23 protein-coding genes are annotated in these 26,305 nt (G+C 60.0%); 1 reads left to right on the forward strand and 22 read right to left on the reverse strand.

Annotated elements, in window-relative coordinates:
- Positions 1-11: 11 nt before the first annotated feature.
- The 10 genes from E5K02_RS10095 to E5K02_RS26235 form a co-directional block, all read right to left on the reverse strand.
- A complete protein-coding gene (locus E5K02_RS10095; protein ID WP_135394577.1) occupies positions 12-887 on the reverse strand; it encodes a hypothetical protein in 876 nt (291 codons plus the stop codon).
- The gene (locus tag E5K02_RS10100; protein ID WP_135394579.1) at positions 887-2,257 is read right to left on the reverse strand and encodes a fibronectin type III domain-containing protein; all 1,371 of its coding nucleotides are present in this window, start codon (positions 2,255-2,257) and stop codon (positions 887-889) included. Before E5K02_RS10100 ends, E5K02_RS10095 begins: the two co-directional genes overlap by 1 nt.
- A gap of 2 nt (positions 2,258-2,259) precedes the next feature.
- Positions 2,260-4,005, reverse strand: a complete 1,746-nt coding sequence (locus E5K02_RS10105; RefSeq protein WP_135394581.1) for an Ig-like domain-containing protein — start codon at positions 4,003-4,005, stop codon at positions 2,260-2,262.
- Positions 3,995-4,402: a hypothetical protein gene (locus E5K02_RS10110; protein ID WP_135394583.1), complete on the reverse strand. Its 408-nt coding sequence runs from the start codon at positions 4,400-4,402 to the stop codon at positions 3,995-3,997. Before E5K02_RS10110 ends, E5K02_RS10105 begins: the two co-directional genes overlap by 11 nt.
- Complete coding sequence (locus E5K02_RS10115) at positions 4,392-5,384, reverse strand: hypothetical protein (RefSeq protein WP_135394585.1); 993 nt, start codon at positions 5,382-5,384, stop codon at positions 4,392-4,394. Before E5K02_RS10115 ends, E5K02_RS10110 begins: the two co-directional genes overlap by 11 nt.
- Positions 5,385-5,606: a hypothetical protein gene (locus E5K02_RS10120; protein WP_135394587.1), complete on the reverse strand. Its 222-nt coding sequence runs from the start codon at positions 5,604-5,606 to the stop codon at positions 5,385-5,387.
- Between the two features lie 123 nt (positions 5,607-5,729).
- Entirely contained in the window at positions 5,730-12,644 is a 6,915-nt protein-coding gene (locus E5K02_RS10125; protein ID WP_135394589.1) for a hypothetical protein, read from the reverse strand.
- 6 nt (positions 12,645-12,650) lie between these two features.
- Positions 12,651-14,510 (reverse strand): hypothetical protein, encoded by a 1,860-nt coding sequence (locus E5K02_RS10130; protein WP_135394591.1) that lies wholly within the window; start codon positions 14,508-14,510, stop codon positions 12,651-12,653.
- Between the two features lie 68 nt (positions 14,511-14,578).
- Positions 14,579-15,046 (reverse strand): hypothetical protein, encoded by a 468-nt coding sequence (locus E5K02_RS10135; RefSeq protein ID WP_135394593.1) that lies wholly within the window; start codon positions 15,044-15,046, stop codon positions 14,579-14,581.
- Positions 15,047-15,084: 38 nt separating this feature from the next.
- Positions 15,085-15,255 carry a DUF6364 family protein gene (locus E5K02_RS26235; protein WP_394346416.1) on the reverse strand — a complete coding sequence of 57 codons (171 nt, stop codon included), beginning with the start codon at positions 15,253-15,255 and terminating at the stop codon, positions 15,085-15,087.
- A gap of 183 nt (positions 15,256-15,438) precedes the next feature.
- On the opposite strand from E5K02_RS26235, the gene E5K02_RS10140 reads away from it, so the two are divergent.
- Entirely contained in the window at positions 15,439-15,708 is a 270-nt protein-coding gene (locus tag E5K02_RS10140; protein WP_135394595.1) for a hypothetical protein, read from the forward strand.
- Between the two features lie 954 nt (positions 15,709-16,662).
- Here E5K02_RS10140 and E5K02_RS10145 read toward each other — a convergent pair.
- The 12 genes from E5K02_RS10145 to E5K02_RS10200 all read right to left on the reverse strand — a co-directional run bounded on the left by E5K02_RS10145 (position 16,663) and on the right by E5K02_RS10200 (position 26,305).
- Positions 16,663-17,370 carry a hypothetical protein gene (locus E5K02_RS10145; RefSeq protein ID WP_135394597.1) on the reverse strand — a complete coding sequence of 236 codons (708 nt, stop codon included), beginning with the start codon at positions 17,368-17,370 and terminating at the stop codon, positions 16,663-16,665.
- A gap of 2 nt (positions 17,371-17,372) precedes the next feature.
- The gene (locus E5K02_RS10150; RefSeq protein WP_135394599.1) at positions 17,373-18,113 is read right to left on the reverse strand and encodes a hypothetical protein; all 741 of its coding nucleotides are present in this window, start codon (positions 18,111-18,113) and stop codon (positions 17,373-17,375) included.
- 33 nt (positions 18,114-18,146) lie between these two features.
- The gene (locus tag E5K02_RS10155; RefSeq protein WP_135394601.1) at positions 18,147-18,908 is read right to left on the reverse strand and encodes a deoxynucleotide monophosphate kinase family protein; all 762 of its coding nucleotides are present in this window, start codon (positions 18,906-18,908) and stop codon (positions 18,147-18,149) included.
- A 1-nt stretch (position 18,909) separates the two neighbouring features.
- A complete protein-coding gene (locus E5K02_RS10160) occupies positions 18,910-19,464 on the reverse strand; it encodes a 5' nucleotidase, NT5C type (RefSeq protein ID WP_167856349.1) in 555 nt (184 codons plus the stop codon).
- Between the two features lie 28 nt (positions 19,465-19,492).
- Positions 19,493-20,116 (reverse strand): hypothetical protein, encoded by a 624-nt coding sequence (locus E5K02_RS10165; protein WP_135394605.1) that lies wholly within the window; start codon positions 20,114-20,116, stop codon positions 19,493-19,495.
- A gap of 81 nt (positions 20,117-20,197) precedes the next feature.
- The gene (locus E5K02_RS10170) at positions 20,198-23,416 is read right to left on the reverse strand and encodes a hypothetical protein (protein ID WP_135394607.1); all 3,219 of its coding nucleotides are present in this window, start codon (positions 23,414-23,416) and stop codon (positions 20,198-20,200) included.
- Positions 23,417-23,419: 3 nt separating this feature from the next.
- Positions 23,420-23,626, reverse strand: coding sequence for a hypothetical protein (locus E5K02_RS10175; protein WP_135394609.1), 207 nt, complete (start codon positions 23,624-23,626; stop codon positions 23,420-23,422).
- A 7-nt stretch (positions 23,627-23,633) separates the two neighbouring features.
- Positions 23,634-23,963, reverse strand: coding sequence for a hypothetical protein (locus E5K02_RS10180; protein WP_135394611.1), 330 nt, complete (start codon positions 23,961-23,963; stop codon positions 23,634-23,636).
- 18 nt (positions 23,964-23,981) lie between these two features.
- Positions 23,982-24,746 (reverse strand): hypothetical protein, encoded by a 765-nt coding sequence (locus E5K02_RS10185; RefSeq protein ID WP_135394613.1) that lies wholly within the window; start codon positions 24,744-24,746, stop codon positions 23,982-23,984.
- A gap of 187 nt (positions 24,747-24,933) precedes the next feature.
- Positions 24,934-25,131 carry a hypothetical protein gene (locus tag E5K02_RS10190; RefSeq protein WP_135394615.1) on the reverse strand — a complete coding sequence of 66 codons (198 nt, stop codon included), beginning with the start codon at positions 25,129-25,131 and terminating at the stop codon, positions 24,934-24,936.
- A 3-nt stretch (positions 25,132-25,134) separates the two neighbouring features.
- Positions 25,135-25,428 carry a hypothetical protein gene (locus E5K02_RS10195; protein ID WP_135394617.1) on the reverse strand — a complete coding sequence of 98 codons (294 nt, stop codon included), beginning with the start codon at positions 25,426-25,428 and terminating at the stop codon, positions 25,135-25,137.
- A 10-nt stretch (positions 25,429-25,438) separates the two neighbouring features.
- Complete coding sequence (locus tag E5K02_RS10200; RefSeq protein ID WP_135394618.1) at positions 25,439-26,305, reverse strand: hypothetical protein; 867 nt, start codon at positions 26,303-26,305, stop codon at positions 25,439-25,441.

Consider the following 26,305-nt stretch of genomic DNA (forward strand, 5'->3'; position numbering starts at 1 on the left):
AATAGGGAGAATTAGCGACCCAGGGCCGTATCCAGGTTTTGAACCAGGGTGGTAAAGTTTTGAATCTCAGCAGCAGACAGGGCTTGGCTAAAGAAATAAGCGCCTGTGAACACCTTATCAGAAAACTGATTATTGTTGCGGCTGCCCAACTTGAAGTCAGAGCCAGTAAAGGTGATTCCCGGCAGAGCACTTACTTGACCGCCTCCTAGCAACGACCCGTTCTTGTATATATCATGGCGAGTCTCAGGCCGGTTGCCGACTGTCAATCCTGCCGACGAAGCCACGGCTTGGCCTTGCGTAGCTGGTCCCGCCTCAAAGAAGGCGCTTCCATTAAAAAATGCTTGCAATTCCACCAGTTGACCATTACTAAGCACGGCCGCTATTTCCGAGGCACTTTCTGAAATAGCTGAGGGCGTGTTGAAGGCCAGGGCGAAGTTGTCGGGGTCCAGCTCGGATACGTTCAGGTGGGTCTCCGCGTACTGCCCGTTACCGCTTTGGTCAAAGCTCATCACACTGTTGCCATGCACGGCCCCGTTGGGGAACGTGAGGCGGTACGCCGCATCCGTGTTGAGCGGATTGACCATGTTCAGGCTGTGCGACAAGGCCGTGCTGCCGCCAATGGGATAGGCCGCCTTCAGCTTCGGGTAGATACCCGCTGATTTGAGCCCTTTAAAAAAGGCATCCCACGCATGGCCGCCCGTATCGGCGAAACCCGCATTGGTTAGGTAGGTTTGTGCGTCCGGGTCGATGCTGGGGTTGCCGCCGCCGCCCGTGGCGGGCACGGCGGCCGTGGCAACGGCAGTGCCCCCCACGGGGCGTACTCGCAACGTGCCCGCCGTGGTGCCGGGTACCGTGAAAGGAATAGAGGGAGCGGGAGTAAAGGCCATTATGCTTCGGGCGAGTCGTTGATTTCAAGAGTGGTGCCGGGCTGCGGCGTCCAGGAAACTTCCCCGGTGGCCTCGTTCACCGTCAGGTCGGTGGGCAAGGCCGGCTCCTGTGCGGGAGCTTCGATGAACTCATATTCGTAGTTCACCCCCTGGATTGGGGTCCAGCTTGCCAGCCGGGCGGCGCTAACAGTCAGGTCGTTCGGGGCCACTAGGTTGTTGCCGGTGGTTACCTGTGCCGGGGCGGTGTAGTCGGACGGCGAGGCGCCCAGGGCGCGGATGCGCAGGAAGTAGAGGGTCGAGGCTGTCAGACCTGTAATGGAAAGCTGCGTGGCGTTGGCTGCCGTCGATACTTTCGTGGAGGGGCTGAAGTTGGCGCTTAGGGCGTACTCAACCTCGTAGCCGGTATTGCCTGTCGAGGTGTTATTCCAACTCGTGCCAATGCTGGACGAGGACTGTGGCTCGGCCGTAAAGCCGGTGGGCGCTACCAGTTGCGGAACCCCGGCCAAGTTCACGGTGCGAATCACCGACCATTCCGAGTTCGTGTAGTTCGGCAACTGCCCCTTGGCGCGGACGCGCACGTAGTAAGTCAGGCCGCCGGTCAGGCCGGTAATCGAGCCGCCGCCAAAGTCGGGCAGCACCTGCACGGTCTTGGTCGCAGCCGTTTCGGGAAAACTGGTGCTGGTGGAGGCTTGCAGCTCGTAGCCGTTGTTGTTGAGTACCGAATCCCAGGCGGCGGCAATGGTGCCCGCGCCGTTTTCGTTGGCCGAAAAGCCGCTTGGCGGGTCAAGCTGCACACCCTGCACGGTGAAGACAGCGCTACTCGTGGCGGGCCCGCCCGGCGTATATACCTTCACCGTGCCCGTGGTAGCAATAGCCGAAACGGTTGCCGTAAGGGAGGTTGCCGTGTTGTTAGTAATCTGGCCGACGGCCCCGTTGATTGCCACGGCCAGCGCGTTGCTCAGGTTGGTGCCCGTAATGGTGAAGGTCGAGCCGATCGAGCCGGTTGTAGGCGAGAACGAGGTAATGGTAGGGGCGGGCGTGGTACCTGCTCCCTCCACTATCTCCTTGATCTTGATGGACGTGGGCAGTTCCCAGGATACCACGGGGTTGCCCCCGGTGTAGACCTCGTAGGTTTCACCGTTCACGAGCTGCCCCAACACCCCGCCTGGGGTTTTGCCGCCATACTTACCGGTGTACACCGTCTTGGCGTTGATGCCCGTGGTGGCGTTGCGGGGGCCAATCAACACGATTTTATCCACGTTGACCACCCACGGGGCAGCGGTAATAGCACCGGAGCCGGAAGGCAAGGTTAAAGTTGTGCCCGTCCAGCGGACGAGCACAATCTTGGTGTTAATGATGGTTGAAGGCATCGTTAGTAGGAAAGCGTGAAATCAGCAGCCGGATTCGGGAAAGCAAACTCGTGGCGCACCCCGGCGCCGTCGTACCACGCCCCGCTGTCGCCCTTGTAGTCACCCGACCAGTTGACGTAGGAGGTCACCCCGCCGTCGGTGATGGTGAGCACCTGCGGGTCAGCGGTGGTGGACTTCTGGTTGAATTCGAGCTTGCGGGGGCCTTCGGTGGCCAGTACCATGCCATCGAGGCCGGTACCGCCGTTGTTGTCAGCGGCCAGGAAGTGGGAATAAGTGGGCAGCGGGGCCGTGGCCGTTACCAGAATCGTAGTGCCGAAGGCGGCGCCCTCAGCCGTGCCGTCGTAGGCTTTGGCCGTCAGCGTGTGGTTGCCCGCTGCCAGCGCCGAGGTGGTCGTAGAACCCGACGCGCCCGTAATGGTGCCGACCAGCGCGGCGCCGTCGTAAATGCGGATACTGGCTACCGTGCCGTCGCTGTCCGTGGCCGTGGCCTGCACCGTTACCGTGCCGCCAGCGGCAATGCTGGTGGCGGTGGTGGCTGAGAAGGCGGTAACCACGGGAGCCAGGTTGGCGGCCGTCACGGTAATGTTCTTGCCTCCAGCAGTAATGGTTTCGCCGTTGTTGTCGAGGGCCCGGGCCGTGAAGACTTTGGTGCCGGCCGTCGCGGGCGTGTACACCAACTCGTAGAGGCCGCTGGCCTCCTTGACCGTCTTCAGGCCGAGAGAGTTGCCGTCAATCAGGAATTCTACCGAGTCCACGCCCGACGGGGCCGTAGCGGCTACCTTGAGCACCACCGACTGGCCAGCCACCACCGAGGAGGCAGACAACGAGGTGGTGATGGTACTCGTGGCGGGCGCGGCGGTAACAAAAATGTTGACCACGGACGAAATGGTGGTGTTGCCGTCCAAGTCGAGCACCTTGGCCGTCAGGGCGTGGTTGCCCGGGGTGGTTGGCTTCCAGTCAAAGGCATAGGGCGCGGTTAGTACCGGGTCATTCAGCGGCGTAGCGCCGTCGAAGAACGTTACCTCGTCCACGCCGTAGGTGCCAGCGGTTACTACGGCGGTCAGCGGCAGCGTGCCGCCCAGGGCCAGCGTAGTTACCGGCACGTTCAGCGTAACCAGCGTCGGCACCTGGTTAGCAGCCACCACACTAATGTTCTTGGGAGCCGAAACCGAGGCCGCACCCTGGCTATCGGTGGCTTTGGCCGTGAAGGTAAAGCCGCCAACAGCCGTCGGCTTGTACTCAATGGCATACGGCGGAGACGTGGCGCGGCCAATTTGCAGTTGGCCCTGGTAGAACTCCACCACGATAATAGAGCCGTCGGGGTCTGAGGCCGTGGCGTTCAGGGTGACTTTCTGGCCCAGGGTAATAGCGCCCACGCTTACGTCGAGCGTAACGACGGGCAGCTTGTTGTCGGTTTCGTCGGTGGTGTAGACCAGCACCCACACGCCCGCCTGGTACTGGTACCAATCGAGCTTGTTGCCCCCGCGCTTGTGCAACCAGAGCTGGTTTTCTACGCCGGCCGTGGCGGGAAACGCATTGGAGGGCGCCGTGATTTCGAAGCGGGCGCGCGGGGCCAGCACCTTGCGCTGGTCGGCCTGGGTCACCTCAAAGGTTTTGCCTGGATAGGTGGGGTGCGTGGGCGGGGCCGTGAATAGCCCTACCCAATCATCACCGGGAAGTACCCCCTCGGGCAGAAAGCCAACCTCAAGCGGGGTTTGGCCTTCTAAGGCGGTTGGATCAAGCAGCATACGGTTGTTCTAGGAGGTCAGAAGAAAGAGTGGAGCTGAGAACCAGCAGTTTGCTATTGACCACCAGCAACTTGCCGTTGACCACGAGCACGCGGTGGCGCACCGTGGCGCCGGTTGTCGGAATGACGGGGAACTGTGCTCGCAGGAACGGGTCGGTGCCGACGGCGAGCAGGCCGTATAGTTCCTGCAGGGAGCCAGCCAGGGCCTCGCGCACGCCTGGGTCAGCCTCCAGGGCAATCTGCTCCAGGCCCAGCTTGAGGTGGAGCATCGAGGCTTCCACGGCAAACGTGGGCAGGCACTCCTTTTCGAGGTAGAGCAGGTGGGCGCCGAGTTCCGCGAGGCGAACCTGGGCCGCACCTTCCAGCTGCGCCCAGCCCGGTAGTGGGTTACTTGCCATACAGGAAGGGATATAAAGCCGTGGGAGTAGGCGCCCCGGGCAAGGCCGCAGCCGAGGCCGCCAGGGCGGTGGCCAGGGCAGGGTTGCCGGTGCGAGCGGCGGCCTCCACGCCAATCAGGCGGGCCGCGCGGGAAAGCCAGCCCTCGTCAATGCGGGCGGCCCGGTCCCCCATCGTCAGGGCCAGGTTGCGGATTTCGGCGGCAAAGACGCGGAACTGCTCGCGCTGCACCGGCACGTAGAGCGTGGCCAGGGGCGAGCCGCTGAGGCTGATTTCCAGGCGGTAGATACCGTCTTTGCTGACGGGAGCCGTGAAGGTCAGGCGCTGCGGCGTGGTGGTCACGCTGGCCACAAGGCCCTTGGTGGCTTTGGGGGCAAACACAAGGCAGGTGACAGCGGACGTGTCGGCGTTGGCCATGTCCACAATGACGGTCATGGTGCCGGCCGTGGGGCTGTCTACGAGGTAGTACACCCCGGGCGCGGGCGCCGGCAGGCCGGGGGCCAGCAGCGAAAGGGGGCTGGTGGCGGGCTGGGTAGCAAACGCGGTAGCCGGCGCGGGCGTCGCCAGCGTGGCCCGCACGAGGTGCAAGTTCTGCTCAGCGGCGGCGTTGCGGGTTTTGTAAAGCCGGACCCACGCCACCCGGTAGGCCGTGTCGGTACCCCGCTCATAGGGGCGTAACGAGTGGCGTAGGTATAAATCAGCAAAGGCCCGCTGGTGCTGGGCCGTTTCGATATGCAGGAAAGGCTCGGACTCGTCCAGTACGGTGGTCAGGTCGGCCGCTACTTTGGCCAGCACGAGTTGGTACACACCGTCGCCGGGAAAGACCACCGAGGCAGACAAGGCCCCGGGAATACCCACAAACTGCCGCACGCCCCGCGTAAGCAGGATGAGTTGACGCAGTTCACCCGCAGCAGCAATGCCGTCACGGTCTGTAACGGTCAGCTGGCGGGTGCTGGTGGTATAGGTGCGAGTCGTTTGCAGCATTTAGTATTGTTGGCCGAGGGGCAACAGTTTGCGCCGGCTTCGCTCGGCTTCGATTTCTTTTTTCCGCTCAGATGCGAACCTCTTAGCAATAGGGCCATAGTGGCCTTCTGCTATTTCATTGCACTCCAGAATGGCCATATCCAGATACCGAAGGGCATAGACATGAAGCTTGCCCATATTGTAGGCAAGCGTCTTGGTGAAATGGAGTGCCGTCTTTAGCATGACAAGGGAGACAAAAAAGTACAGGGAAGTAGAGAGCTTAGTGGGTCAAATATACAAATTCTATCCCGGAATCCGAGATAGAATTTGCACGTTTCGTCTTGACTTTCAAGATAGCCGGAGCGGCTACAGCATTTCCCGGAATACAATCCGGTCCGGGTCTTTCATCTTGGCGCCGACCACGGCGTACTTGGCCCGCTTGGTGGCGGCCTTGCTGATAGCGGCCATCCGTTTGGCGGCTTGGTCGTGGTTCAGCGAGCGGAAGTTCTCAATATCCTGTAACAGAATCTGCTTCAGCACTTTGCCGCGCAGTTCCAGGAACCTGTAGAACGTTTCATCACTCATGGGCCCCTCCTTCCACTGGCCGGCCACCCCGGCAGAAGCGGGTAGCTGCCCTTCGGCCTGCTGGAAGGTGAAGGCCACCGTTGTGCGCTGGTTGGGCACGGGAATGCCCACCCCTTTTTCCGTCAACACGTCCCAGATGCGTTGCGTGGCCGCGTCGCGGTGCGTGGGCCGGCCGCTCGTCAAGCGGTCTGATTGCACTTTCATGGGCTCGCCCAGCGCGTCGAGGGCCGGGCGCATGCCCGAGCGGAACACGGGCAGGTCTTGCTGCACCACTTCCCAGGCCCGCTTGGCTTCTACTTTGTCCGTGTCGGTGAAGTCCTGCAGGTCGCGGCTGAACTGGCGTAGCAGGCCCGAGGCGGGAACGTAGCCCGTGACCGAGTAGCCCAGGGTGCGCTCCAGGTAGGTCTGCATCTTTTTCAGGCCGCTGGTTTCTCCGCCGTAGCCGCCCGAGCTGGTCAGCGCGTCCAGGGCTTCGGAAATGTTCTTGGTGGCCGTCGTTTCCACCACCATGCCCATTGTGCGGAAAACCAGCAGGCTGGCCCCGCTCACGTAGGAGTCGTCGGTTTCGGGGTTGGCCTTCTCGTACAGCTCGCGGTCTTTCATGGCACCGACCACGCCGAGCACGAAGAACAGCGGGCTTTCCTTGTAGCTGACCCACTTGCTGCCGAGCTTGACCGCGTAGGGCCGCCAGCCGTTTTGCAGCAGCTGGTTGCGCTGGGCCGAGTCGCGCGGGCCGGGGCCGCTGATTTCCAGGTTATCGTCGTCGTCCTCGCGGTGCGTGGCGGCGTAGAGGCCCGCCAATAAGGCGGTGCCCATCGTGGCCTTGGCCAGTACTTTGGCCCGCTCCTCGGCCGTGTAGGGCCGGTATTGGGAACCCTGACGCTCGAAGCCGATACCACCCTTGGCTGCCCGCACGAAGCCGTGCAGGGTGTAGTCGAGGTAGGCATTGGCCACGTTGGTAATGACGCGGGAGAAAGGCACCACCCACTTGCCCAGCGGACCAACCCGCTCTACTACGTTGCTTACGCCGGTAAAGACCACGCCCAGCGTGCCTTCCATTTCGCCGTTGAACACGGCCCGCGTGGCGTACTGGCGGGTATCTTCCTGCATCGGCATGGGGCGGCTCTGCTCCATTAGTTCCCACACGCGCAATACCGCGTCTCGCCCCGTGCGGCCTTCGGCCGTGGCCGTAGCCACCGCGTCGGCGTGGCGCTGGGCTGAGTTGCCCAGCTTTTCGTGCACGGCCTCCCAGGTGGCGCGGGAAGGGTCTTGGCGGCCTTCCTTGGTGGCTTCTACGGCCGCCAGCTCCCAGGCCCGCATTTCGCGCAGGCCCGACTGGTAGAACACGTCCGAGGCTTTCAGCAGGCGGGGCACAAACTTGAGCACCCCGGCCAAGCGGTTGCCGCCCAGGGCCGCCACTTCCAGCGTGTTCGGCACGTCGTACTTGCCCAGCTGGCCCGAAGGTTCGTAGCCGGTCTGCAGTACTTCGGTAGCCAGCCGGGCGCCGGCCTTCAAGCCGGCTGCCAGCCCGCGCACCGGGGCCGTGACCTTGCCGCCCTGGCGGAGTACGTTACCGGTGGACAACAGGGCCTCCATGAAGGTCTGGTGGGTGTTGGCCGTGAAGTTGACCAGGTGCGTAGCGTAGGAGCTGAGCACGTTGGCGTACCACATGGCCTGTGAGAGGTCCAGGAAGCTCACGCCCTTAATGCCCTGCAGAAACAGGTTCAGCTCGCGCACGGCCTTCTCCTTGTCCCGGCCGACGGGCGCCTTCTCTACGGCCGCGCCCAGCGTGCGCAGGCGGGCCACGTCCTGCACCGTCAAGTCGGGTAGGTCAGTGGCTTCCGCAATCAGGCCAATGACGCGACTGTCGGACAGGGGCGAAAGATTGAGCAGTTCCAGGGTTTTGTCCAGGGCGGTCTTGCCCTTTTTGCCCAGGCCCACCCGCACCCGTAGCGAGTACATGCGGTTGAGGATGCTTTCGCGCTTGGCGGTGAGCTGGCGCTGAAACTCCCTCTCCAGGGTGGCGGCGTACTCGCGGGCGGTGGCCGGGTCCAGGCCCGCGTCGGCCACGAGCTTTTGCACCAGCGTGCGGCCTGTATCTTCCTGCTCGCTGACGTGTAGGCGCACGATGGCATCGAGCTTCAGGCTCATTTCCCGAAGGCCCTCCCCCACTACGGCTGCCGCCTGCTTGTTGCTGTTAGGCTGACCGATTATCTGGTCTGCATAGCCGCGCAGCAGTTCCAGTAAGTCCGATTTCTGGTCGTCCGTCAGGGCCAGCTTCTGGATCTGGGCTTCTACTTCCTGCTTGCTGCGCTCCCACACATCGGCGTATTCAGCCTTGTTACGCAAGGCAGCTACCAGCGCATCCCGGTTGCTGATTTTCTTCTTGCCGGGGGCGGGTGGCAACGATTCGCGGACTTTGCCCATCAAGGTGGACAGAAGTTGTTTCACCGGGTCGAACTGGCCCGGGGCGGTGGGGGTGACTTCCGCCAGGATACGGGCGGCCAGCAGACGGGCCTGCTCCTGCGCTATCTGGTCGTCAATGTCCTGGGCAGAGTTCAAGCCCGTGGCATCGCCGCCGTCGGCCAGATACTGCTGCGTGGCTTGCTCGTAGGCGTCGCGCAGGTAGGGCTTGGCCTTGGCGCCGAAGTCGCGCACGAGTTTGGCGGCCACGTCAGCAAACTTGCGGGTGCCGGCTTCCAAGTGAAAAACGGCACCGACAATCAGCTGAGGCGGAATAGGTGTGGAGAAGGCCATTTTCTTGAATGCCTTCTTCAGCTCCTCGTATTTCTCGCGGGTGACCAGCTTGTTCTTCGAGCCGTAGGAAGCGGGCTCGGGCTGCGCGGCGGCTGGCGCCACCTTGGCCTTGGCCGCCTCTACGGCTTTGCTTTTCAGCGTAGCCTCCAGCACCTCGCCCTGCACCTGGCGGGCTTGTTTGGCCACGGCGCGGCCCTTGGTGCGGGTCTTTTCCTTGACCTCCTTCTGCTGGCGGGCTACTTCCTTGCGGGCCTGGTACACGGCCTGGCGTGGAGAGTAGCGGGCAATGGCGCGGTTGGCGCTGATAGCGCGGCCATACTCAGTGTTGGCCAGGGCCTTCTCCGTGTCGATAGTCAGCGCCTGCTGCATGTATTGGGCGGCCAACTCGTCGTTGCCGGCTAGGTCAGCCTCGATGCCCAGGCGGTCCAGTTCGTCGGCCACCTTGTCGCGCACGAGCAGGCGCACATCGTCGGGCAGCTGCTGGTCCACGTCCAGGGCAATATCGTAGGCTTGGGCAATGGTTTTGCCCAGAATGGCCGCGTCCGCCTGGGCCTCCGATTCACTCAGGGGCTTGGGCGTGTAGTTGAGCACTTCCGATTCCAGGCGGGCTTTGCGCACCTCGGAAAGGGACGGGTTTCCCAGCTGGTTGACAACGGTAGCCCGCTCACCGGGCTTGGCCTGGGTGCGGCTCGTCGGCGCAGAAGCGGCCGGGGCCTGCTTGGGGCGAAACACACCCTCCTGCTTCAGCACTTGCCGCACCAGCGGGCGCAGCTGCTCGTCGGTGGCGTCGTCCTCGGTCAGGCCAGCGGCCCGGAGCTTGGCAATGGTCAGCTTGGTATTGACCACGCCCAGCTTGATAAGGGCGCGGACCATCTTCTGAATGGCAGCGGATTCCTCGGCCGAGAAGGACGGAATACCCAGCAGCGAGGATTGGGCCACGCGGGAGCCTTTCTTGCGGGCAGCCTTGAACTCGGCCAGCGCGTCGGAAAGCTCGGCTTTGGCCGCTACGTTCTGCTCGCGCAGGCTGGGCGTTACTTTTTGGGCTGGCCCTGCGCTTCCCGTGCCAGGGCTTGCAGGGCGCGGAACGCTGCCCGTTTCTGTTCCGGTGTTTTCTCCTGAAACGCTTCCTGCTTCTGCTCTTTGGTCAGAATTACTGCTTTGCTGAATTGGTCTGTTTGCTCGCTCATCGACAAGGGCTTTTAGTTTGGTGGCGGTAGTTTCATCTACGCCGAATACGAAAGAATAGCCAGCCGCATCTGTGTAGGTGTCGGCCATACGCTGGTAATCTACGATTCCGTCGTTGGAAACGAAATCATTAATGGCCTGCTGCACGTTGGCGTCCTCGGCAATCAAGGCGTCAATGTCGGCGTCGCTGAGCGGCACTTCCTCGCGGCTGCGAATGGAAGCCGTGTCCGGGTTGCCCAAAAAGTCCTCGGCCGATACCCGCTCCTTCTTGGTCGCTAGGCCGGTGCCGGTGCTGACCTCGGCATAGCCGGTTTCGACTATCTCCTGAATCTTATTCAGTAGCGCGTCGGCCCGCAGGGTGTTGCGGCCTTCCTGAATGTCCTTGGCGGCGGCGGCAGCGTCGCGGGGGTTCAGGCGTTTGCCGTTGACCTCAATGCCCAGGGCCACGAAGTCCCCTCCCCCACGGCCTGCCAGCGTCAGGGCCGCGTCGCGCACGGCGGGCGCACGGTCACGGGCCGGTACATGGCCCTCAACGGGGCTGGTGCCGGTAACCGTGTTGGTACGGGTCACGCGCTTGCCACCACGGGTGATTTTCACCGACAAGTCATTGCCCACCTCAAAGTCGAGGCCAGCGGCTTTCGCCAGCTTAGCAAGTTCAGCGCGGGCAGCTTGGCCTTTCGCCCCCTTCTTCTCACGGGTAGAAAGCTCCTTGTAGCCCGCTAGGTCGTCCAGCACACCGTTGACGCGCTCCTGCTCGGGCGTGAGGGCGGCGGCTACAGGCTGGGCCGAGGCTTCTTGCGGGGTGGCGGGTTCTTCGGTTGGGATGGTCTGCTCATCGGCTACAGGGGCAACCGGTGAGGGGCCAGCAGGAACTTCGGCCTGGGTGACAGCGCCTGCGTCAGCATTGCTTTCGGGCACATCGCCAGTGCCAGCCGCTGCCTGCTGGCTATCGTATAGCCCCTCCAAGTCGGCACTAGCAGCTTCGGGTGTAGCTGAGTTAGGGCCTCCTGTACTTTGCACTGCTGGAAGAACAGTCTCTCCGCTTGCTGTTGATTGAGCATCTATTTGGCTAGTTGGTTGTTCTGCAATATACTCCACCGGCACGGCGGTATCCACGGGTTGGCCGGAATTATCTTCGCCTACTACACGAGCCATCTTGCCATCGGGCGAGAGGGCTACTACCTGGGCGTTGGGGGCCAATACCTGCCCATCCGGGCGTACAATCTGCACGGGGGCTGGGTAGGCTTGCTGGGCAGCGGCTTGTTCTTCGGGCGTCACGTCCTGCGGCACCTCGAACTGCGGAGCGGTGGCCTGCGCATCCTGCACGGGCGCGTTCTGTGGGCCACCCGCGAAGCTACCAGCCGCGCCGCCGAGCAACGCCCCGGCAACGGCCTGTTCCAGTGGGTTTTTGACCAGCGCATCCATTGCGGAAATGCCGTAGCCCTTCTCCCCTTCCGGACGCAGGGCGTCGGCTAGGAGCTGAGCGCCGCCCTCGGCTTCGCCTTGCAGAAACTCGGTAGCGCCTTCGCCCACGGCCCCGGTAGCGGCCCGTCCGGCAAACTTAGTCACGACGGCGGGCATAACTTTGCCCACGGCCTGGGCGAGTGCTGATTGCGAGATCTTGCCTTTGCCGTAGCGCAGCGCCTCTTGCAGCAGCTTGCTTTGGAGCACCTGCGTCGCGGCTTTATTCTTGGTAATGAAGCCCAGGCCCACTTCTTCCAACATGCCGACCACCGGGGCCAGCAACACGGCTGTCGTCGCCGCTTCGCCCTCGGAGATACCGGCCTGCCGGGCGGCATCCTTGGTCGAGGATGCGCTTAGGCCCATACCCACGGCCGAGGCCGCACCGGGGCCACCGAGGGCACCGGTCACGCCCACCTGCACCAGACTGCCCGCGCCGCCACCGAGTAGCGCCGCCCAGGCTTGTCCGTTGCCGGGGTTGTCGAGAATGCTTTGCTTGGCAGCGGCCGAGGTGGGCTTGGTGGCTGCGTCCGCCAGTTGGCGGTACTGCTCCCCGAACGCATCGGTGGCCTTGCCGCCCGTCACGTAGCGCGAGCCGAGCGGGTCGGTCACGTCGCCCGTAGGCAACTGCATCCCCTGCCACAAGTCACCGGCCAGGTCTACCAGGTTGCCTACTACACGCCGAGCACCGGGCGTACCGGCTGCGTTAAAGAGAGTCTTGCCCAGCGTGTCGAGAAAACCATCTTCTTCGGCCGTGGCTTGGTCACGGGCGCGTAGTTCCTCGATAGAGGGCGCAGGCAGGCCCGCATTGATTTCCTCGTCGCCGGGCACGGCTTGGATGGCGTTGCGGCCCGTGGGCATGTCCGTGTCGCCGTTGTAGCCACTCAGCGTAATGGGGAGCGGCTGTTTAATTTGCTCGTCGGCGCTGGTGGGTTGTGTGGGCACCTCGGCCGGTACATCTCCTACCCCAACGGCGCCGGGGGCAACCTCCTGGTTTTCATTTTCGAGCCCCGGAAAGGGTTCATTCGAATAAGTAGGCGCAGAATCGTTGCCAGAAAGTCCTTTTTTTTTTAGGCCGAGGTCGGTAGCAAAGTCGTCAAAACTAATCGTAAACTCCTTGCGCCTTTCAGTAAGTGAAGTGTGCAGTTGACGTAGATTATCCTCGTCCTGCATGTCCTGCTCGAACGTGGGATAATCAAGGGTGAATTCCTTTTCCTGCTTGCGCAAGTTACTCCACAGGCGCTTGAGAGCGGGCTCCTCGGTAGCCGGAACTTGTTGGTTTTCGTCAATCATAGAGGATTAGTAGAGCCCGCCGTTACCAGTGCGGGTTGGTTTGTTGGTAGTAGAATTCGCCTTGCCTGGTTTGGCGCCGTAGAGTCCGCCGCTGGTTGGTTGCTGGCGGGCGCGAGTATTTAGGCGCTCTATTTCGGCTCGCATCTGGGCCTCTTGCTGTCGATAAACCGGAGTGGCACTGTCGAGCTTCCGCTTTGTATCACCAGTGTATTCAAGATAATACACCCCGTTTTGTCGGCCATAGATCTTTCGCGCTCTATCACGCAGCTCTGCATCTGATGGCTTTGCCCGCGCCTTGTTACCGCCGACTGCCGCCTGTAATCCCTTCATGGACGCATCCATTGCGGTGGCCGGCTGCTCGTAACTCTGCTTCAGCGACTGAAACACCTCTTCCTCGGAGCCAAGGTTGTTCTCCTTGATGGGCGTGGACTCAATTGCGTACGTCAGCCGGTAGCCCGCCTCTTTGGCCACTGGCTTGCGGAGAGCGTCAATTACCCACTGTTCGGTAGCCTCCTTTGACTCTGCCACCCGGGGGTCGGTTGGCCGGAAAATGCGCCCGCGTTTGTCCATCAAAACCATTCTGGCTTGACCTGGATAGAGGTCTTGTGGTTCAGAGTTATTTTCGATCAACTCTAGGTTCTTGCCCGGCACCTGAATATTAAAGTTGCGCAGAACAATGCCCTTGATTGGCACAGGTTTGCGCGTGCCATCGGACGACTGAATATAAGGGGCCGGGAACACTATGGGCGAGGGCAACGCCGAGGGGCCGGTGCTGTCTGTTTGCACGCCAGCCACGCCAAAGCCGGCTGTGCCGTCGGTGCCCGGCCCTTTGTCACTCCCTGCCCGGCCAACACGCGGCTGCGGTTTTGCACGGTAGGTCTCAACGTTGCTGGTACGCTGATAGGCGTGTGGCAGCAGCAACTCATTCAGGAAGTCCTTGCGGGTTTTGGGGGCAATTGTTTCCTGGCCGACCAACTGCCGCTCTTCGGGCGTGAGCTGCTCATAATTCTGCATTTTGGCTTCTATTGCCTGCAGGACAGCTTGATGCTCCCGCTGCTTAAGGTCAATCTGACCGCGCATAAAGGGATCCTTTTCTGCGGCCATTAGCACTTCCGGCAATTCAGTGCGAGGAATTGGCTTGTTGGTGTTTGAGTCTAGTTTAATTTGGCCGTTTTCTACCAGAAACCAGTTAGACACTGCCTTTTGGGTTTTGCCATATCCGCCAGGACGGGCGGCCGACGAAACTAGTGACTGGTCGTCACTAAGTGTTTTGTCCAGCCATTGATTCACAACCTCCGTCGTATCATGGTTGCGGGGGTCGTTCAACACCTCCTGCACAGATTCGGGGCTAAAGGTGCCAATCGGCAAGGTATTACCTTGGGAATCCTTAATTTTATTCAATAACCCCTCGTCTATCCTTTGACCTATATATCGCTTATCCTTACTCGTTAGCTGGACCACCTCCTTGAATCGCTCGCCCAGATTTTCAGTCCACCTCGCTTGGTTATTGTAGTCATCGGCCAGCTTCTGGCCTTGCAAGTATCGCTCATCCCGAGAAAGCCCCGGCGTCTGATAAATAGAACCCAATTTGTCAAAGAATTGGGTTCTGCCCTGAGTGAGTTGTTTGTGGTATGGCAGAAAGCCCCTGTCCGTCAAGCCCGACCGCACTTTTTGGAGGTCCTGCAACTCTTGGTCGCGTGCCTTGAGCTTTTGCGCCTCGGCCAACTGACGCTGACGCTGGGCTTGCGCGTCCAAGCGCATAATTGTATTTAACGGGGCTGAACCGCCCTGCAAGATAACCGCCTCACCAGTCCCGGCCACGCCCAGCGGCACTGGATTTAGTGAAGGAATTGAAATTGTCGCCATAGAGGCGAAAGATACGAAATTCTATCTTGAAAACCGGGATATAACTTCGTATCTTTCCCTTGTCGGCCTCACTTTAAATTTTTCAACATTCCCTCCGCCCAATTCTCATTTGTCATCTCGTATTCAACCCACGCCCCGTCAAATATCCGCCGAATATGGGTATGTGTTTTGAGGTCAATCCAGTAGTTGCCTTCTCTCTTTGTGAATTGGTCGGCGTAAGCCATTGCGTCACACCTTGATGCTTCGTCGGGTGCGTAGAACCGCAAGTATGAGGCTGTTAGTCTTCCTTTTTCAAATCCAAAAGCCCGCAAAACCCCCTCCCTTTCGGCAGAAAACAGTATCACCTTGCGAGTTCCTTCCTGCCCAGCAAGCATGGTCGTGTCTTTCTGCCACCCATGCTGCCCCAACATAATATCCTCTACGGCATATTCTGTTATATTCCAGTCAGTGGGCGCCAGGGTTTTGGGCACTGCAACCTGTGCATAGGATTGACAACTTAATATCATCAACGACAATAGGAACACAAGATTCTTCATGCCCCTATAATCGGAATAATTTCTGAAATATCAACCGGTTATACGGCTTTCGCCTGACGCTCTATCTCATCTTGTAGTAGAACTCTAATCAAGGCCGATAGGCTGAGGCGACGTTTCTTGGCCGCCTCCTTGGCCTGCTCCAACAAGTCGTCTTCAATCTGCATGTTAAGGGCGGACTTGCCGCTGGACTCTTTCTTGTCTGCTCGCATCGGTGTATTGTTTACGCTAAGGAACACATACTACATAACAACTACAAAGGTTATATAGAAAATAAATAACAACAGGGTTGTTTTGTATATTTTTTGTAGTACATTTACCATGTATTCAACTTAATAATTATGGTAAACACAGCTACAAAGCTCGACACGGTTTTCGAAGTTATCGGAAACGCAATGGCTTCCACCATGCCCGCTGGGACACTGGTTATAGCCGAAAAACTACGGCGCAATCACTGGCACAAGATTCAGAATCGAGTGGTTGTAGTGGCCGTGGGCAAGCGCCTCGTTGCGGGCCGGGTGAAGCAAAACGACCTGCGCGAGCAAGGGGTGTTCTTGCTCTACTCCGACAGCCACACCACGGCCGACCCCTTCCTGCTGCCCATTGCCAGTATTCGCGGCCTGTGGCTAGTTGAGGAGTTTTTAGAGCGCAAACAGATTCGGTAGGTATGAAAATCTATAAACTTACCTGTCAGTATTGTGGTAAGGATTTTGAGCGATACTGGAAGAAAAAGGGCAAGCCGATTTTTTGCAGCTCAACTTGCGCTGGAAAGCACAATCATAAAAAACAGGGGGTTGAGATTAATTGTGCCGAGTGCGGGTCAGTATTCTACCGGGCTCAATCAATGTTGCATCAAGCAAAGTATTGCAGCAAACAATGCTATTCGAAGGCCAGGCCCAGCAAGATTGAACTTACATGCGTTTGTTGTGGAATAAATGTGACTCGCGCACCATCGCTGGTGAATGGCAGAGTGTTTTGCGGTCGCAAATGCAAAGCAATTGTTACGAACGAAGAACGCACACAGGATCTGACAGGTAAAATATATGGGAGGCTAACCGTGGAATCTTATTTTCCAACTAAAAAACTTGGCGCTTATTGGAATTGCAGGTGCGAATGCGGTGTATTAAGGCCAGTCAAAGCGCAGTCCTTAACAAACGGAAACACCCGTAGTTGCGGTTGCCTTAGTGCGGACCTCGCAAGCCTTCTTGGCTCTAGGCTTGGGCTGAGAAACTCAAAAATGGGTAATCAAATCCGATGGTATGTCAATTTCAAAGACAAAGAGTATCGGCTTCGCTCAGGATTCGAGTGGATATATTTTAAATATCTTGTTTCGAGGAATACCCCTTTCGAGTATGAATCAGAGGTGTTTAGGCTTGCTAACGGCTGTCGCTACACACCCGATTTTTACTTGCCAGAAACCAATGAATATGTGGAAATTAAAGGATACCTAACCGACAGAGCGGCACACAAGATGGACTTGTTCCGTATGGTTACCGGCCACAAGCTAACAGTGCTTTATGAGAAGGATATAATAAAGCTACTCCCCCAGGGCATGACAATATCCAAGTTCTATAAGCACCATAAAAAATCCCCGCTACCAGCGTAGCGGGGATTTTTTGTTACGTAATCTCAGGGTAGCCCATCCAGGGAGGGCCAAGGCGAACCAACTCCCTAACATGGGCAATATCGAGCCGATTAACAGAAAGGCACTCCTGGCCTGCGGGCAAGCCAGCCCTGTTTTCAGCGCCAGTTAGCAAGGTCAACAAGGGGCCGCCAGTAGCCTGCGGGTGGCCATAGCCAATAGTCGCCCACCCTTTTGAGGCGCCACCCTCGCGCCACCCGGCCCGCGCTTGAGCGTCCTCAAGTGCTCCTTGCTGGCCATCACTTAGATCGGGCAAATCCTCCAGTGTGTAGGGAATTGCTTTTTGGTTAAAATAGGCTTGCAGGGTACTGGCACTCATGCCCCACCACTCTGGGTGGCGCCACAGACCGTCGTAGATAAAGCCGCCGCCTTGTTGCTGCTCAAGCCGGGACTTGTGTACCGTCACCTCGTATAGGCGTGACGGGTTCAGTTGCCCCCAATCGGTATCTGGCACATTGCGCCAGATACCGATTCCATTGCTTGGCCCCAAGCGGTACTCAGTTTCGAGTCCAGCAGCGCGTTCCTGGGGTGACATAAACCGCGCTTGGTAATAGGCGTTTTCGACCATCAGACTGCTTGCGGGTATACCGTTTATAGCCCAATCCGCTGGCAGCGCGTCCAGATTGTAGGTGAAATTGACAAAGGTGCGCACGGGAAGCCAGCGTGGCACAGGAACGAGTGCCATATCTACCGGCTAACGAATTCGGCGGGAATGGGCAGGCTCACGGCCTGCTCCTTGCCACCACCGATAAAGTCGGCGGCCTTCACCTGAAACTGGACGTGGTAGGTCACGGCACCAGCTTGGGAATTGTGGCCTACTACCGTGCCCTGGCCGCTGAGCGACTCGCCCACTTTCACCGTCACGAATTCACCGTAGCCAATGATTTCGGGCTTATTCAGCTCGGCAATCAGGCTGCGTACTTCGTCGTTGTCGAATGGGTCAGGCTGCTCGGGGCCAGCCTCTTCCTCTTCCTGGGCAGCGGCGGCGCTATCGTCCGGCTGTTGCTCGAAATGAGCGTCCGGCTCGGCGGCGAATAACGCCACCCCTGCTATGTCGCCGTTATCCTCGGCCGGAGCTTCCTCGACCACACGGGTACCGGCTTTTACCTGCACGTCGGCGCCGTCCTGGTCTACGCCTTCCACATCCTCTTCAATCACGCCCTCGCCACCGTTGAGGGTGCCGGCTGGCACGGTAGCCACCTCTTGCTCAGCTTCAGCATTTTCAGCGGCCTGGGCGTGCTGCTCGTCGTTGGCCTGCACCTCGGCGCCACCGGCTGCGGCTTCCGCCTCGGCCAGGGCCACGTTTTCTACGGGGCCTACGACTTCCTGCACGTCATGGGCCGGAGATTCAGAGTTGCCCTGGGCGTCTACCACGGGCGCGGCGTTTTCTTTTGCTTTGTCGCTCACGTTCTTGTTTTTCTTAGGCATTGCTGGTTGTGTTCGGCGCGTCCGTCCCCCCGTTTAGTAGTTCGGCGCAGCGGCCCCGCGCGGGTACTTGCGCTTGTAGGTGAGTACGTTATTGGTGTAGACGGCTTCGTTGTACGTCAGCGGAGCACCAACGGCTCCAACTTGAACCGCCTGCCGCTGGTGTTTCAACAGCAGCTCGACATGCCCCTTGAGTTGGTCTAGGGTGCCGGAGTTGTCAATGATAGCATCGAAATAGGGGTAGTCGTCCAACGCCGTTTCGCTGGGGTGGGAGTCATCGCGGGTGCCGTCGCCCTGCTGCTTGAGCGGGTCGCCCTCGATGCGAAGGAGCAGGCCACCACGGGCGCGGATAGCTTCGGCCTCGTTGGGAAAACGGCAATCGGTGATAATGTATTTCTGGTCTTCCTCCATGCCCGCAAAGCAGGCCAGAATCCAAGCATCCTTGTGTAGGCCGTCGCGGATTGCATCTGTACCCAGCTTTTGTAGCAGTTCGCCTACTGTCATTCCCCACTCGGACAAGAAGGTGGTTTTGCCAGCCTGGCTATACACATCCATGTGGCCGGTCAGCTCCTGGGCAAACTTCTTGAGCTTTCCGGCGAATGAGCGGCAGGTGTAAGGGGAAACCCACGTATGGGCGTTGCTCAAAAAGAAATCCAGTGATTGGTCGGCCCAAACACCCGGATAATCTTGTTGCAGGGTCAGGTATTTTATCAGGTTTGCTACCGTGTCCTTTCCGCTGCCGCGACGGCCGGATAGTCCGATGATCTTTGGCAGGTTTGCGCTGGCTAGGGGCTTCATCTTACAGCACGAATTGGTCTACGACTTCCTTCCAGTTATTCACCCGGAAGAACGAGGGGTTGTTGACAGCCGCGTTGTGGCGGGCGCTGAACAGAATTCGAATGCCACAGAAGTTCTTCAGGTTGTGCTCGCCATCATCAATCAGGGCGCCACCGTGGAGCAGCGACTTGTCGTGCACCTCCATGTAGTCGGGCGAAAGGGTGCCGTACTTCAAGTCCAGAAAGCCGTGCTCAGCTAACCACAGGAGCTTGCGGCCAGCCATGTGCACGTTGGTTGAGGTGGCAAAGACCACCCGAAAGCCCAGCTCACGCAACCGCGCCACACCTTCTACAGAACCCTCAATGGGCTGCACGCCGTCGTACAGGGTTTTGTCGTGGAGGTAGTTGTAGATTTTTTGGCCACACTCCGGCTTGACAAACGGAGTCATATCCCAGCCGGTCACGCCGGTTTTGTAGCACAGGTTGTCGTTGTAGTCGGCATTGTAGCGCCGTACCCACTCAGGGCCAAGGTCGGCTACTACGCCGTCCACATCACAGAAAATTACTTTTTCACTCATAAAACAGGGGGTTGGGTTGGTGAAGGGGTTATGCATAGCCGCGCATCAGCGCACGGGTATTGGGGTTGGAATCGTAGGCGCCAGAACCGCCGAGCAGGTTGAAGCCGCCTACGCCGTTTACTTGGTTCTGGCCGGCCGTGCTGCCAAAATAGGCACCGGTATTGGCCAGACCGTCCACGGCGCCGAAGACATTGGTAGCCGAAGCCTGTTTGAGGGCGGCGCGGGTACGGCTGGCCGTGTCCTGGTCCGCCTTCTGGTAGGCAGCCTGTTGCAGCAAGCCCGCCGAAAGAGCACGGCGGCCCTGGGCCTGATACTGCTGGTTCTGCACGTTCAGGTTGGCCAGGCCCTGCTGCCGGCGAGCGTCGGCGGCGCCAATCGAGGCCATAATGTCGGACGAGCTGCCGCCAGCGCGTAGGGCTTGGCCCGCAACAGCGGCTTGATTCTGGGCCAGTTGGCCTTCCATCAGCCCGTAGCCGGGCATTTGGGCGTTGGCGGAGCCACGCAGCAGGGCCAGATTTTCCTTGGAGGCGGCCGGCTGAGTGTCCTCAACCTTCACCTTCTTGGCTTTCTGGCCTTGCAGAATGCCCTGGCCGAGCTTGAGTAGCTGGGGGGCGGCGGAAATGCCCGCGAGGGCTAAGAGCGGAAGCGGCATAGTGGCGGAAAGATAGTAATTCTATCCCGAAAATCGAGATACTTTTTCTGAAATCTGTCCCGATTTTCGGAACAGCACTACTCAGGGGGCTAAGGGCAAGAAAATCAGGTCGGTGCTTACCAGTTGGGCCTTTTCCGTGCCGGTGTAGGAAAGCGTCACATCGAGAGTGGGGCTTTGCAGCTCCCGGCCCAGGTGCAGGGCGGTGGCGGGCGTCAGGTTCGGGGTGTTTTCGTCCCGACGGAAGGCTGCCCGCCAGATACCCTTCTCCGTGACCATCCACGGGGCCAGGATGCGGCTTTGCTGGCCCAGGTCGTTGGATACGACCACGCTCCACTTCTGCGGGCTGACCACGGCAAGGGCCTTCCAGGTTTTGGAGGCTTCCGAGCCTTCGTTGACGGCTGCCGTCACCTGCATCGTTACCGGCTTGCCAAAGAAGCGCAGGCGGTCATGCTCGGGGCGGTGCTGCCAGGGCAACCCGTTTTCGAAGCTCAGCAGGTGGTCGTCATAGGCCATGCCCGCTTCGGCCGGCAAGTCCCAGAGGTCGGCAAACTGGCCGGCCCGTTCGCTGAAGACCAGGGCCACGGGCGGATTGCCGTTGGCCTCGCCAAAGAACAACAGGTAGCTTTCCGTGCCTGGGTCGTAGGCCCCGTGCACGGTGGCGCCGGCGTACTGGGCTGCCAACTCCCGCACCCGCGCCCGGGCGGTTTTGTCTTTGGCCAGCGGAGAGGCCCCGTTTTGGGCGTAGCGAATCACTTCACGTCGGCGCTGGCAGTAGTAGAAGACGCGGCCGGCAAACTCGCTCACGGTAGCCGCGTGCTCGGGCAGGCAGCCATAGCCGCCGCGCAGGGCGTTGCCGCCGCCAATGACGCCCTTGGTCAGGGCCAGCGTGGTTTGCCCGTCGGCCTGCTGCAGGGCGGTCTGGCCGAGGTAGCGGGACTCGGCCCCGTTTTCCTGCACGGCCAGCAGCAGCGTGCCCTCGGCCTGGGTCTGGTCGGCTACTTCCAGGGCCACAATGGCGCCCTGCTCCTGCGGCAAGTCGTCCTGCGCCGTCGCGTCCCAGACGGAGAGGCCCATCAGGCGGGTGCCCTGGACCTTCACGCCCGAATAGCGCAGCAGCGAGAAGCGGCGGATCTGCTCGCCGTTGATAATGACGGGAATAGCCCGGCCGCGGGACGCATCGAGCCAGATATTGGCCTGGGTCGCCGTCGGGTTCATGGCCTCGTAGCCGTTGAGCAGGAAGGTGTCGCCGGTAAGCACGCCGCTGGTGGTGGTGTAGCGGCGCTGCTGAAAGCCTCCCTCGGGCGTGAAGCGGGCAATCGGGAAGCGCGGGCTACGCTCGTACAGCACCGACTCTTCGGAGAAGGTGACGGGCCGGTAGATTTCTACCCGGGGCTGGGGGCTGCTGATTTCGTCGCCGGAAGGGCTGACGAACTGGTACAGGGCCAGCGGCGACAGGGCCAGATACTCGCCGCGCTGGTAGAGAATGGGGTAGTCGGCCGTAGGGTCGAGGTCGGGAAAGCGCACCCGGTCTCCGGGCTGAAACTCGTAGCCGCGGCCACTGGTCTGCAGCGTGGTCATGGAAACCCACAGCGACTTCATCAGGGACGTGTTGTTTTCGTCCACGGGCACGAGGTCGGCCGAGCCGTCGGCCTTGTCGCCCCGGTACTGGCGGAGCTGGTCGGTGATAAACTGCTGAAAGAAACGGATGGTGCGGTTCTTGGAAAGCAGGATGGCGTAGGTATAGGCCCAGGCCGGAATCTCGGCCGTCTGGTCGAGTTCGGCCGTGTTCAGCTTCCAGGACACGTTGCGGGCGGCCAGTAGGCCCACCTGCTGACGGGGAATGTTCAAGTCCTTCAGGGACGTGGCGCCCGCGGTGCGGCCCAATCGGTCATAGAAGGCCACGCCCAGGCGGTAGGACGTGTTTTCGTGAAAGGTTTCCTGGCCGTCCAGGGTAGGCGGGGGCTGCGTGCCGAAGGGGGCAATCTGCTGGTTGGGCAGCGGGGTGACAATGCGGTTCTCGCCCAGCTGCTCGTCGGGCGCAAAGTCTACAAATACCTGCTGGTAGGTCTTGGGCGTAGTGGCCACCACGGCGTAGTACACGCCATTGTTGAGGGCCACCTGCTGGTAGGTGCTGCCCGCATCCGGGTAAGCGCCGGAAGCCACGGCGTAAAAGGCAGTTCGCACGCGCGACTCCTGGTGGGTGCCGCCGTCGGGGTCGCCTACCTGCTCCACGTAGTCGGTATCGACCTGATACACGGTGCCCGTCGTGTTACCGGTGGGCGCACCGGTGCCCGTAATCAGGTCCAGCGACCAGTTGACGGGCGTTACCGTCAGGCTTTCCCTGCAGTCTCCAACGAAGATATGGCTACGGGCCACGGTCATGGCGCCGGCCTCAATAGGAATGGACTCGTAGAGTTTGGCGGCGTCCAGGGCGGGAATGGCTTCGCCGGTGGTCACGCCGTAGAAGTCATAGGAGGTCGGAAACAGGCCGCTGACGCGCTCCAGGGCGGCGGCCACCTCCCACTGCGGCTCGTCGTCGCGGCGCACCAGCACGCGCACGGTTTGCACCAAGGGCGGTACCTCCGTAGGCAGTGTGACGTGGATGTAGTTGCGCGGGTCGGCTTCGACGGCGGCGGCCGTGGTGATACGACGGGGCAGCACGGGCGAATAGGAGCCCAGCGGGGTACGCTCGCCGTTGGTGTACTCGTACTGCAGGGCCACCTGCCACGCATTGCCCGCAATCCGGTTCAGGGTGCTGCGCACGTCGGATACGTTGGTGTTGGCCAGGCGCTCCACCCCTACCGTGCCCTGGTGGGGCTGGCGCACCACATGCAGGGCCAGCGGGTCGGCCTGGAGTACGGCGGGAGCAAACTCCGCTGGCTTGCCCACGGGCAGGGCGCGAATCTCCTTGTTGGCGTCGAGCCAGAGCAGCAGCCCGTCCAGGAAGCAGACGTTCTTGGTCACGGTGGCGGGCACGGCTAGCCCCTCCCATTGCAGCACCAGCTCGTAGGCGTTGTTATCGGCCGGCGTGAGGCGAGCAATTAGGTGCTGGCCGCCCGAGTGGTGCAGCAGGAAGTAGTGGCGGCCGGTAGCACCGTCCTGCGCCCCGCCGACACAGCGCACGGTTCCTTCCGTCGGCAGCCAGTCGGCCTCAGCCAGCAGGCGGTTGCCCCAGGCGGCCTCGATGGCGCCACGTTCCAGGACCACGTTGCGGGCCGCGGTGAACTTGTTGGCCGGCACGTTGTCCTTGGCGGTGTCGGTATCGAGCCCTCCGACGAAGATTTGGCGGGAAATGAGCATTTACTATGCTTCTTGAGGCGTACTCGTTGAAAACTCCACTTCGGTGCCACTTATGCCCTTGGCGCAGAACTCTTTCATGGCTTCGTGTAGATTGGCGGGGTGTAGTTGGTAAGAAGTAATGACTGTTTCTTTCGATGGCGCCCCGCTAAAGAAGGTTATCGTGGTCATTTCGCCAGGCTTAGAATCTGAAATAATGGCTTTTTGGGTCATGGTATGGTTATAGGGCAGAAAATTGGGATTCGAGCTGAGCGACTTCGCTCTGCCACACTTGAATTTGGCTTTTGATGGCTTCGGCTAAGACCCTCTCGGATACCTCAACAGTTATGTCGGGAATCATCTTGGAGAGCAGGTCTTTAGCGGGAAAACCATCATACCCTGTCTTTTCAGCTACCGACAAAATGGCGAGTTTGCGGCGAGCTATCGGCTTCGCGTAGCCAACAGCAATAAACTCCTGATCCAGTGCCTGGGTGGCTTGGGAAATTTTGCGCTCCAATGCGCTTATTCTCTGGCGCAGGTCGGTTGCTTGATTGTGTTTTTGTAAATCCATGACAGGGATTGGTGAGGGTTAGCGGAAGATGCCCCGGGCGTGGTTGGCCTGGGCGGCGTAAGCGTCGGTAATACTAAAGGTGGAACTGCGGTCCTCGGCCTTGTCTTTGGCCTTGTGATACAGGCGCTCAAACTCACGGGCGGCTCCCAAGTCCTTTTTGACGTAGAGGTAAAACTGCCACGTCAGATACAGGCTTAGCGGCTTGTCCCAGAGCGGGTTAATCACCCACCCCTCGTTGCCCACGGTAGAAAAGGCGTGGTACTGCAGAATTAGGGTGCGGTCTTGCGGTACTTCCGTCGAGCAGATAATGCGGCGGCCGGGGCCGTCAATCTTAAACTCCTGCCCGTAGCCAGGGTAGCCCTCCCCGTACAGCTCGCCGCCTGGCCAGCCCAGGTAGGCGTGGCGCAGGCCGACACGGGGCACTACGCCCTCGGCTTCGGGTACGGCTACGACTTCCTCCGCCAGCGAGCCTTGTAGAAACGGCTCGTAGCTGGGCGGCAGGTTGGTCAGGCTACCGTTGTAGGTGAGGTTGCGCACGTAGTCCCCGTTGCGCACCCCCACCATCACGTAGTTGTCGTAGTCGTCCGGCAGAACAGCCGTGCGGTCAGGCAGAATAGCCAACTCCACGGTGCGGTTTTCCCGGCCGGTATCGGATACGTAGCCCACCCAGAAGTCGAAGACGTGGGGCAGCATCTGCGCGTAGTAGTGGGCCGGCGCATCCCCCATTTTCTGGAGGAACTTGCGCAGTACCGTGTCGAGCGTGAAAAGTTGGCGGGTCTGCATCTAAACGAATTGAGTGGCTTTTGCCTCAGCCAAAATGTATTCGAGTTCGGCTACTGTGAGTTTAATTTGGCACTCGCCGTGCTGATAAATATTCACATGATCTGACTCAAAAAAGGCGTCCGTATCGCCGTTAATCTCGTGAACATTAGCGCCGGGTAAGCACTGATTTGCGGGGTATTTACGCGGGCTACTCATAGCACTTCGCTACTTTATCGGGCCGGAGCAGTACATCATCTTCCTGGTCGGGGTGCTGGACCACCAATATGTCACCGCTGGTTGAGGGCAGTATCTCGGAAATCAAGTAGTCGATGCCTTCCTGGAAGGTCAGCGGCTTGGCTACATCGTCGTAGTGCGTGTAGTCGCGGGAGGGTGTGAGGTGCTGCATTGACTACTCTACTGATATGGTGTGCGTGATAAAGCCTTTAGGTACATCAGCCACAACAAGCCGAATATTTACGCCGCGAATCACAAACGATGTGATATTGGCAAAGTCAAATCCCCCTGGAATTTGCACGGTGGCATAGTCGATATATACCGCCATGAACCGGTTAAATTGACGCATTACAGCCCTGTACTCCTCTTCTGGCAGCAAGCACAGTAGCCCCCACCCGTTCGGTATTGGGTAAATTCTCTCCTGGCACTTACTTATCTCGTCGTTTACTTTATCAAAAAAGGCTTCCATTGGTCAGGGGTTATGGAATGGTGGTGGAATTGTTGTCGTTCAGTTTGTCCTCGGCCTTGCGCTTGAGGGCGAATTGCTGGGCCAGCTTCAGGATTTCAAAGTCGTGGGCGGCGGCAATCAGCGGGGCCTCGGGCAAAGTGGTCAGGCGGGAGTCGCGGAGAATGAGCTTGGCCAGCAACTTTGCAGCGGCAATAGGCTTCATGCCCCGGTCCCGCGAGTATTTGATGCGGGCGCCTTCACGGCGGAACCCGTAGCGGCCAAATAGTCCAAAGGGCAGCGTCTGGTCGATGAGCAGCTCCTGGCCTGGGGTCAGTTTTACCAGCGTGCCCTCGGTGTGGCGCCGGTCTACTTCCTTGACGGCCATTACCGCGTACACGCCCTCCTCGCCGGGCAGGTTCTGGTAGCGGCGCAGGTTTACAAACGCCTCGGGCAGCTCCGAATACTGCTCCTCCGTATCGGGGTCGGTCAGTACCTGCAGAATAAAGGTCTGCATCCACCGCTCCGGAGTTTCGCCAAACTCGGACTTGGCCCGCACGTCGTCAAAGAAGCTCTCGCGCTCCAGCTTCTGCCGGGTTACGAAGTCAGCCTGCTCTATTTCCTTGTTCTTGCGGGTAATTTCGGCATCGAGCCACAACCGGGCCTGCTGCACCCACAACCGCAGTTCGCGGGTGGTGTAGGGCGAATCGGCCGTGGGTGGCCCGCCCACCAGCCAGTGGTGGAGCTGGTCGGCCAGAATCAGGTCACGGGCCGCGTCAGGCCGGCCCAGAAAGGCGTAGGGCAAGGCCGGGGCCGGCACCACGGGAGCCGTGTCGCCCGCGCCGGGCGCGTCCAGTCCTCTCGTTGCCTCGTCTTCGGTTGTAAGTGCCTCGTCTGCCAT

Source organism: Hymenobacter metallicola, from assembly GCF_004745645.1.
GTDB lineage: Bacteria > Bacteroidota > Bacteroidia > Cytophagales > Hymenobacteraceae > Hymenobacter > Hymenobacter metallicola.

Bases quoted from the DNA above. Each gene is read 5' to 3' on its own strand.
- E5K02_RS10095 (WP_135394577.1), bottom strand. From the start codon at position 887: ATGGCCTTTACTCCCGCTCCCTCTATTCCTTTCACGGTACCCGGCACC.
- E5K02_RS10100 (WP_135394579.1), bottom strand. From the start codon at position 2,257: ATGCCTTCAACCATCATTAACACCAAGATTGTGCTCGTCCGCTGGACG.
- E5K02_RS10105 (WP_135394581.1), bottom strand. From the start codon at position 4,005: ATGCTGCTTGATCCAACCGCCTTAGAAGGCCAAACCCCGCTTGAGGTT.
- E5K02_RS10110 (WP_135394583.1), bottom strand. From the start codon at position 4,402: ATGGCAAGTAACCCACTACCGGGCTGGGCGCAGCTGGAAGGTGCGGCC.
- E5K02_RS10115 (WP_135394585.1), bottom strand. From the start codon at position 5,384: ATGCTGCAAACGACTCGCACCTATACCACCAGCACCCGCCAGCTGACC.
- E5K02_RS10120 (WP_135394587.1), bottom strand. From the start codon at position 5,606: ATGCTAAAGACGGCACTCCATTTCACCAAGACGCTTGCCTACAATATG.
- E5K02_RS10125 (WP_135394589.1), bottom strand. From the start codon at position 12,644: ATGATTGACGAAAACCAACAAGTTCCGGCTACCGAGGAGCCCGCTCTC.
- E5K02_RS10130 (WP_135394591.1), bottom strand. From the start codon at position 14,510: ATGGCGACAATTTCAATTCCTTCACTAAATCCAGTGCCGCTGGGCGTG.
- E5K02_RS10135 (WP_135394593.1), bottom strand. From the start codon at position 15,046: ATGAAGAATCTTGTGTTCCTATTGTCGTTGATGATATTAAGTTGTCAA.
- E5K02_RS26235 (WP_394346416.1), bottom strand. From the start codon at position 15,255: ATGCGAGCAGACAAGAAAGAGTCCAGCGGCAAGTCCGCCCTTAACATG.
- E5K02_RS10140 (WP_135394595.1), top strand. From the start codon at position 15,439: ATGGCTTCCACCATGCCCGCTGGGACACTGGTTATAGCCGAAAAACTA.
- E5K02_RS10145 (WP_135394597.1), bottom strand. From the start codon at position 17,370: ATGGCACTCGTTCCTGTGCCACGCTGGCTTCCCGTGCGCACCTTTGTC.
- E5K02_RS10150 (WP_135394599.1), bottom strand. From the start codon at position 18,113: ATGCCTAAGAAAAACAAGAACGTGAGCGACAAAGCAAAAGAAAACGCC.
- E5K02_RS10155 (WP_135394601.1), bottom strand. From the start codon at position 18,908: ATGAAGCCCCTAGCCAGCGCAAACCTGCCAAAGATCATCGGACTATCC.
- E5K02_RS10160 (WP_167856349.1), bottom strand. From the start codon at position 19,464: ATGAGTGAAAAAGTAATTTTCTGTGATGTGGACGGCGTAGTAGCCGAC.
- E5K02_RS10165 (WP_135394605.1), bottom strand. From the start codon at position 20,116: ATGCCGCTTCCGCTCTTAGCCCTCGCGGGCATTTCCGCCGCCCCCCAG.
- E5K02_RS10170 (WP_135394607.1), bottom strand. From the start codon at position 23,416: ATGCTCATTTCCCGCCAAATCTTCGTCGGAGGGCTCGATACCGACACC.
- E5K02_RS10175 (WP_135394609.1), bottom strand. From the start codon at position 23,626: ATGACCCAAAAAGCCATTATTTCAGATTCTAAGCCTGGCGAAATGACC.
- E5K02_RS10180 (WP_135394611.1), bottom strand. From the start codon at position 23,963: ATGGATTTACAAAAACACAATCAAGCAACCGACCTGCGCCAGAGAATA.
- E5K02_RS10185 (WP_135394613.1), bottom strand. From the start codon at position 24,746: ATGCAGACCCGCCAACTTTTCACGCTCGACACGGTACTGCGCAAGTTC.
- E5K02_RS10190 (WP_135394615.1), bottom strand. From the start codon at position 25,131: ATGCAGCACCTCACACCCTCCCGCGACTACACGCACTACGACGATGTA.
- E5K02_RS10195 (WP_135394617.1), bottom strand. From the start codon at position 25,428: ATGGAAGCCTTTTTTGATAAAGTAAACGACGAGATAAGTAAGTGCCAG.
- E5K02_RS10200 (WP_135394618.1), bottom strand. From the start codon at position 26,305: ATGGCAGACGAGGCACTTACAACCGAAGACGAGGCAACGAGAGGACTG.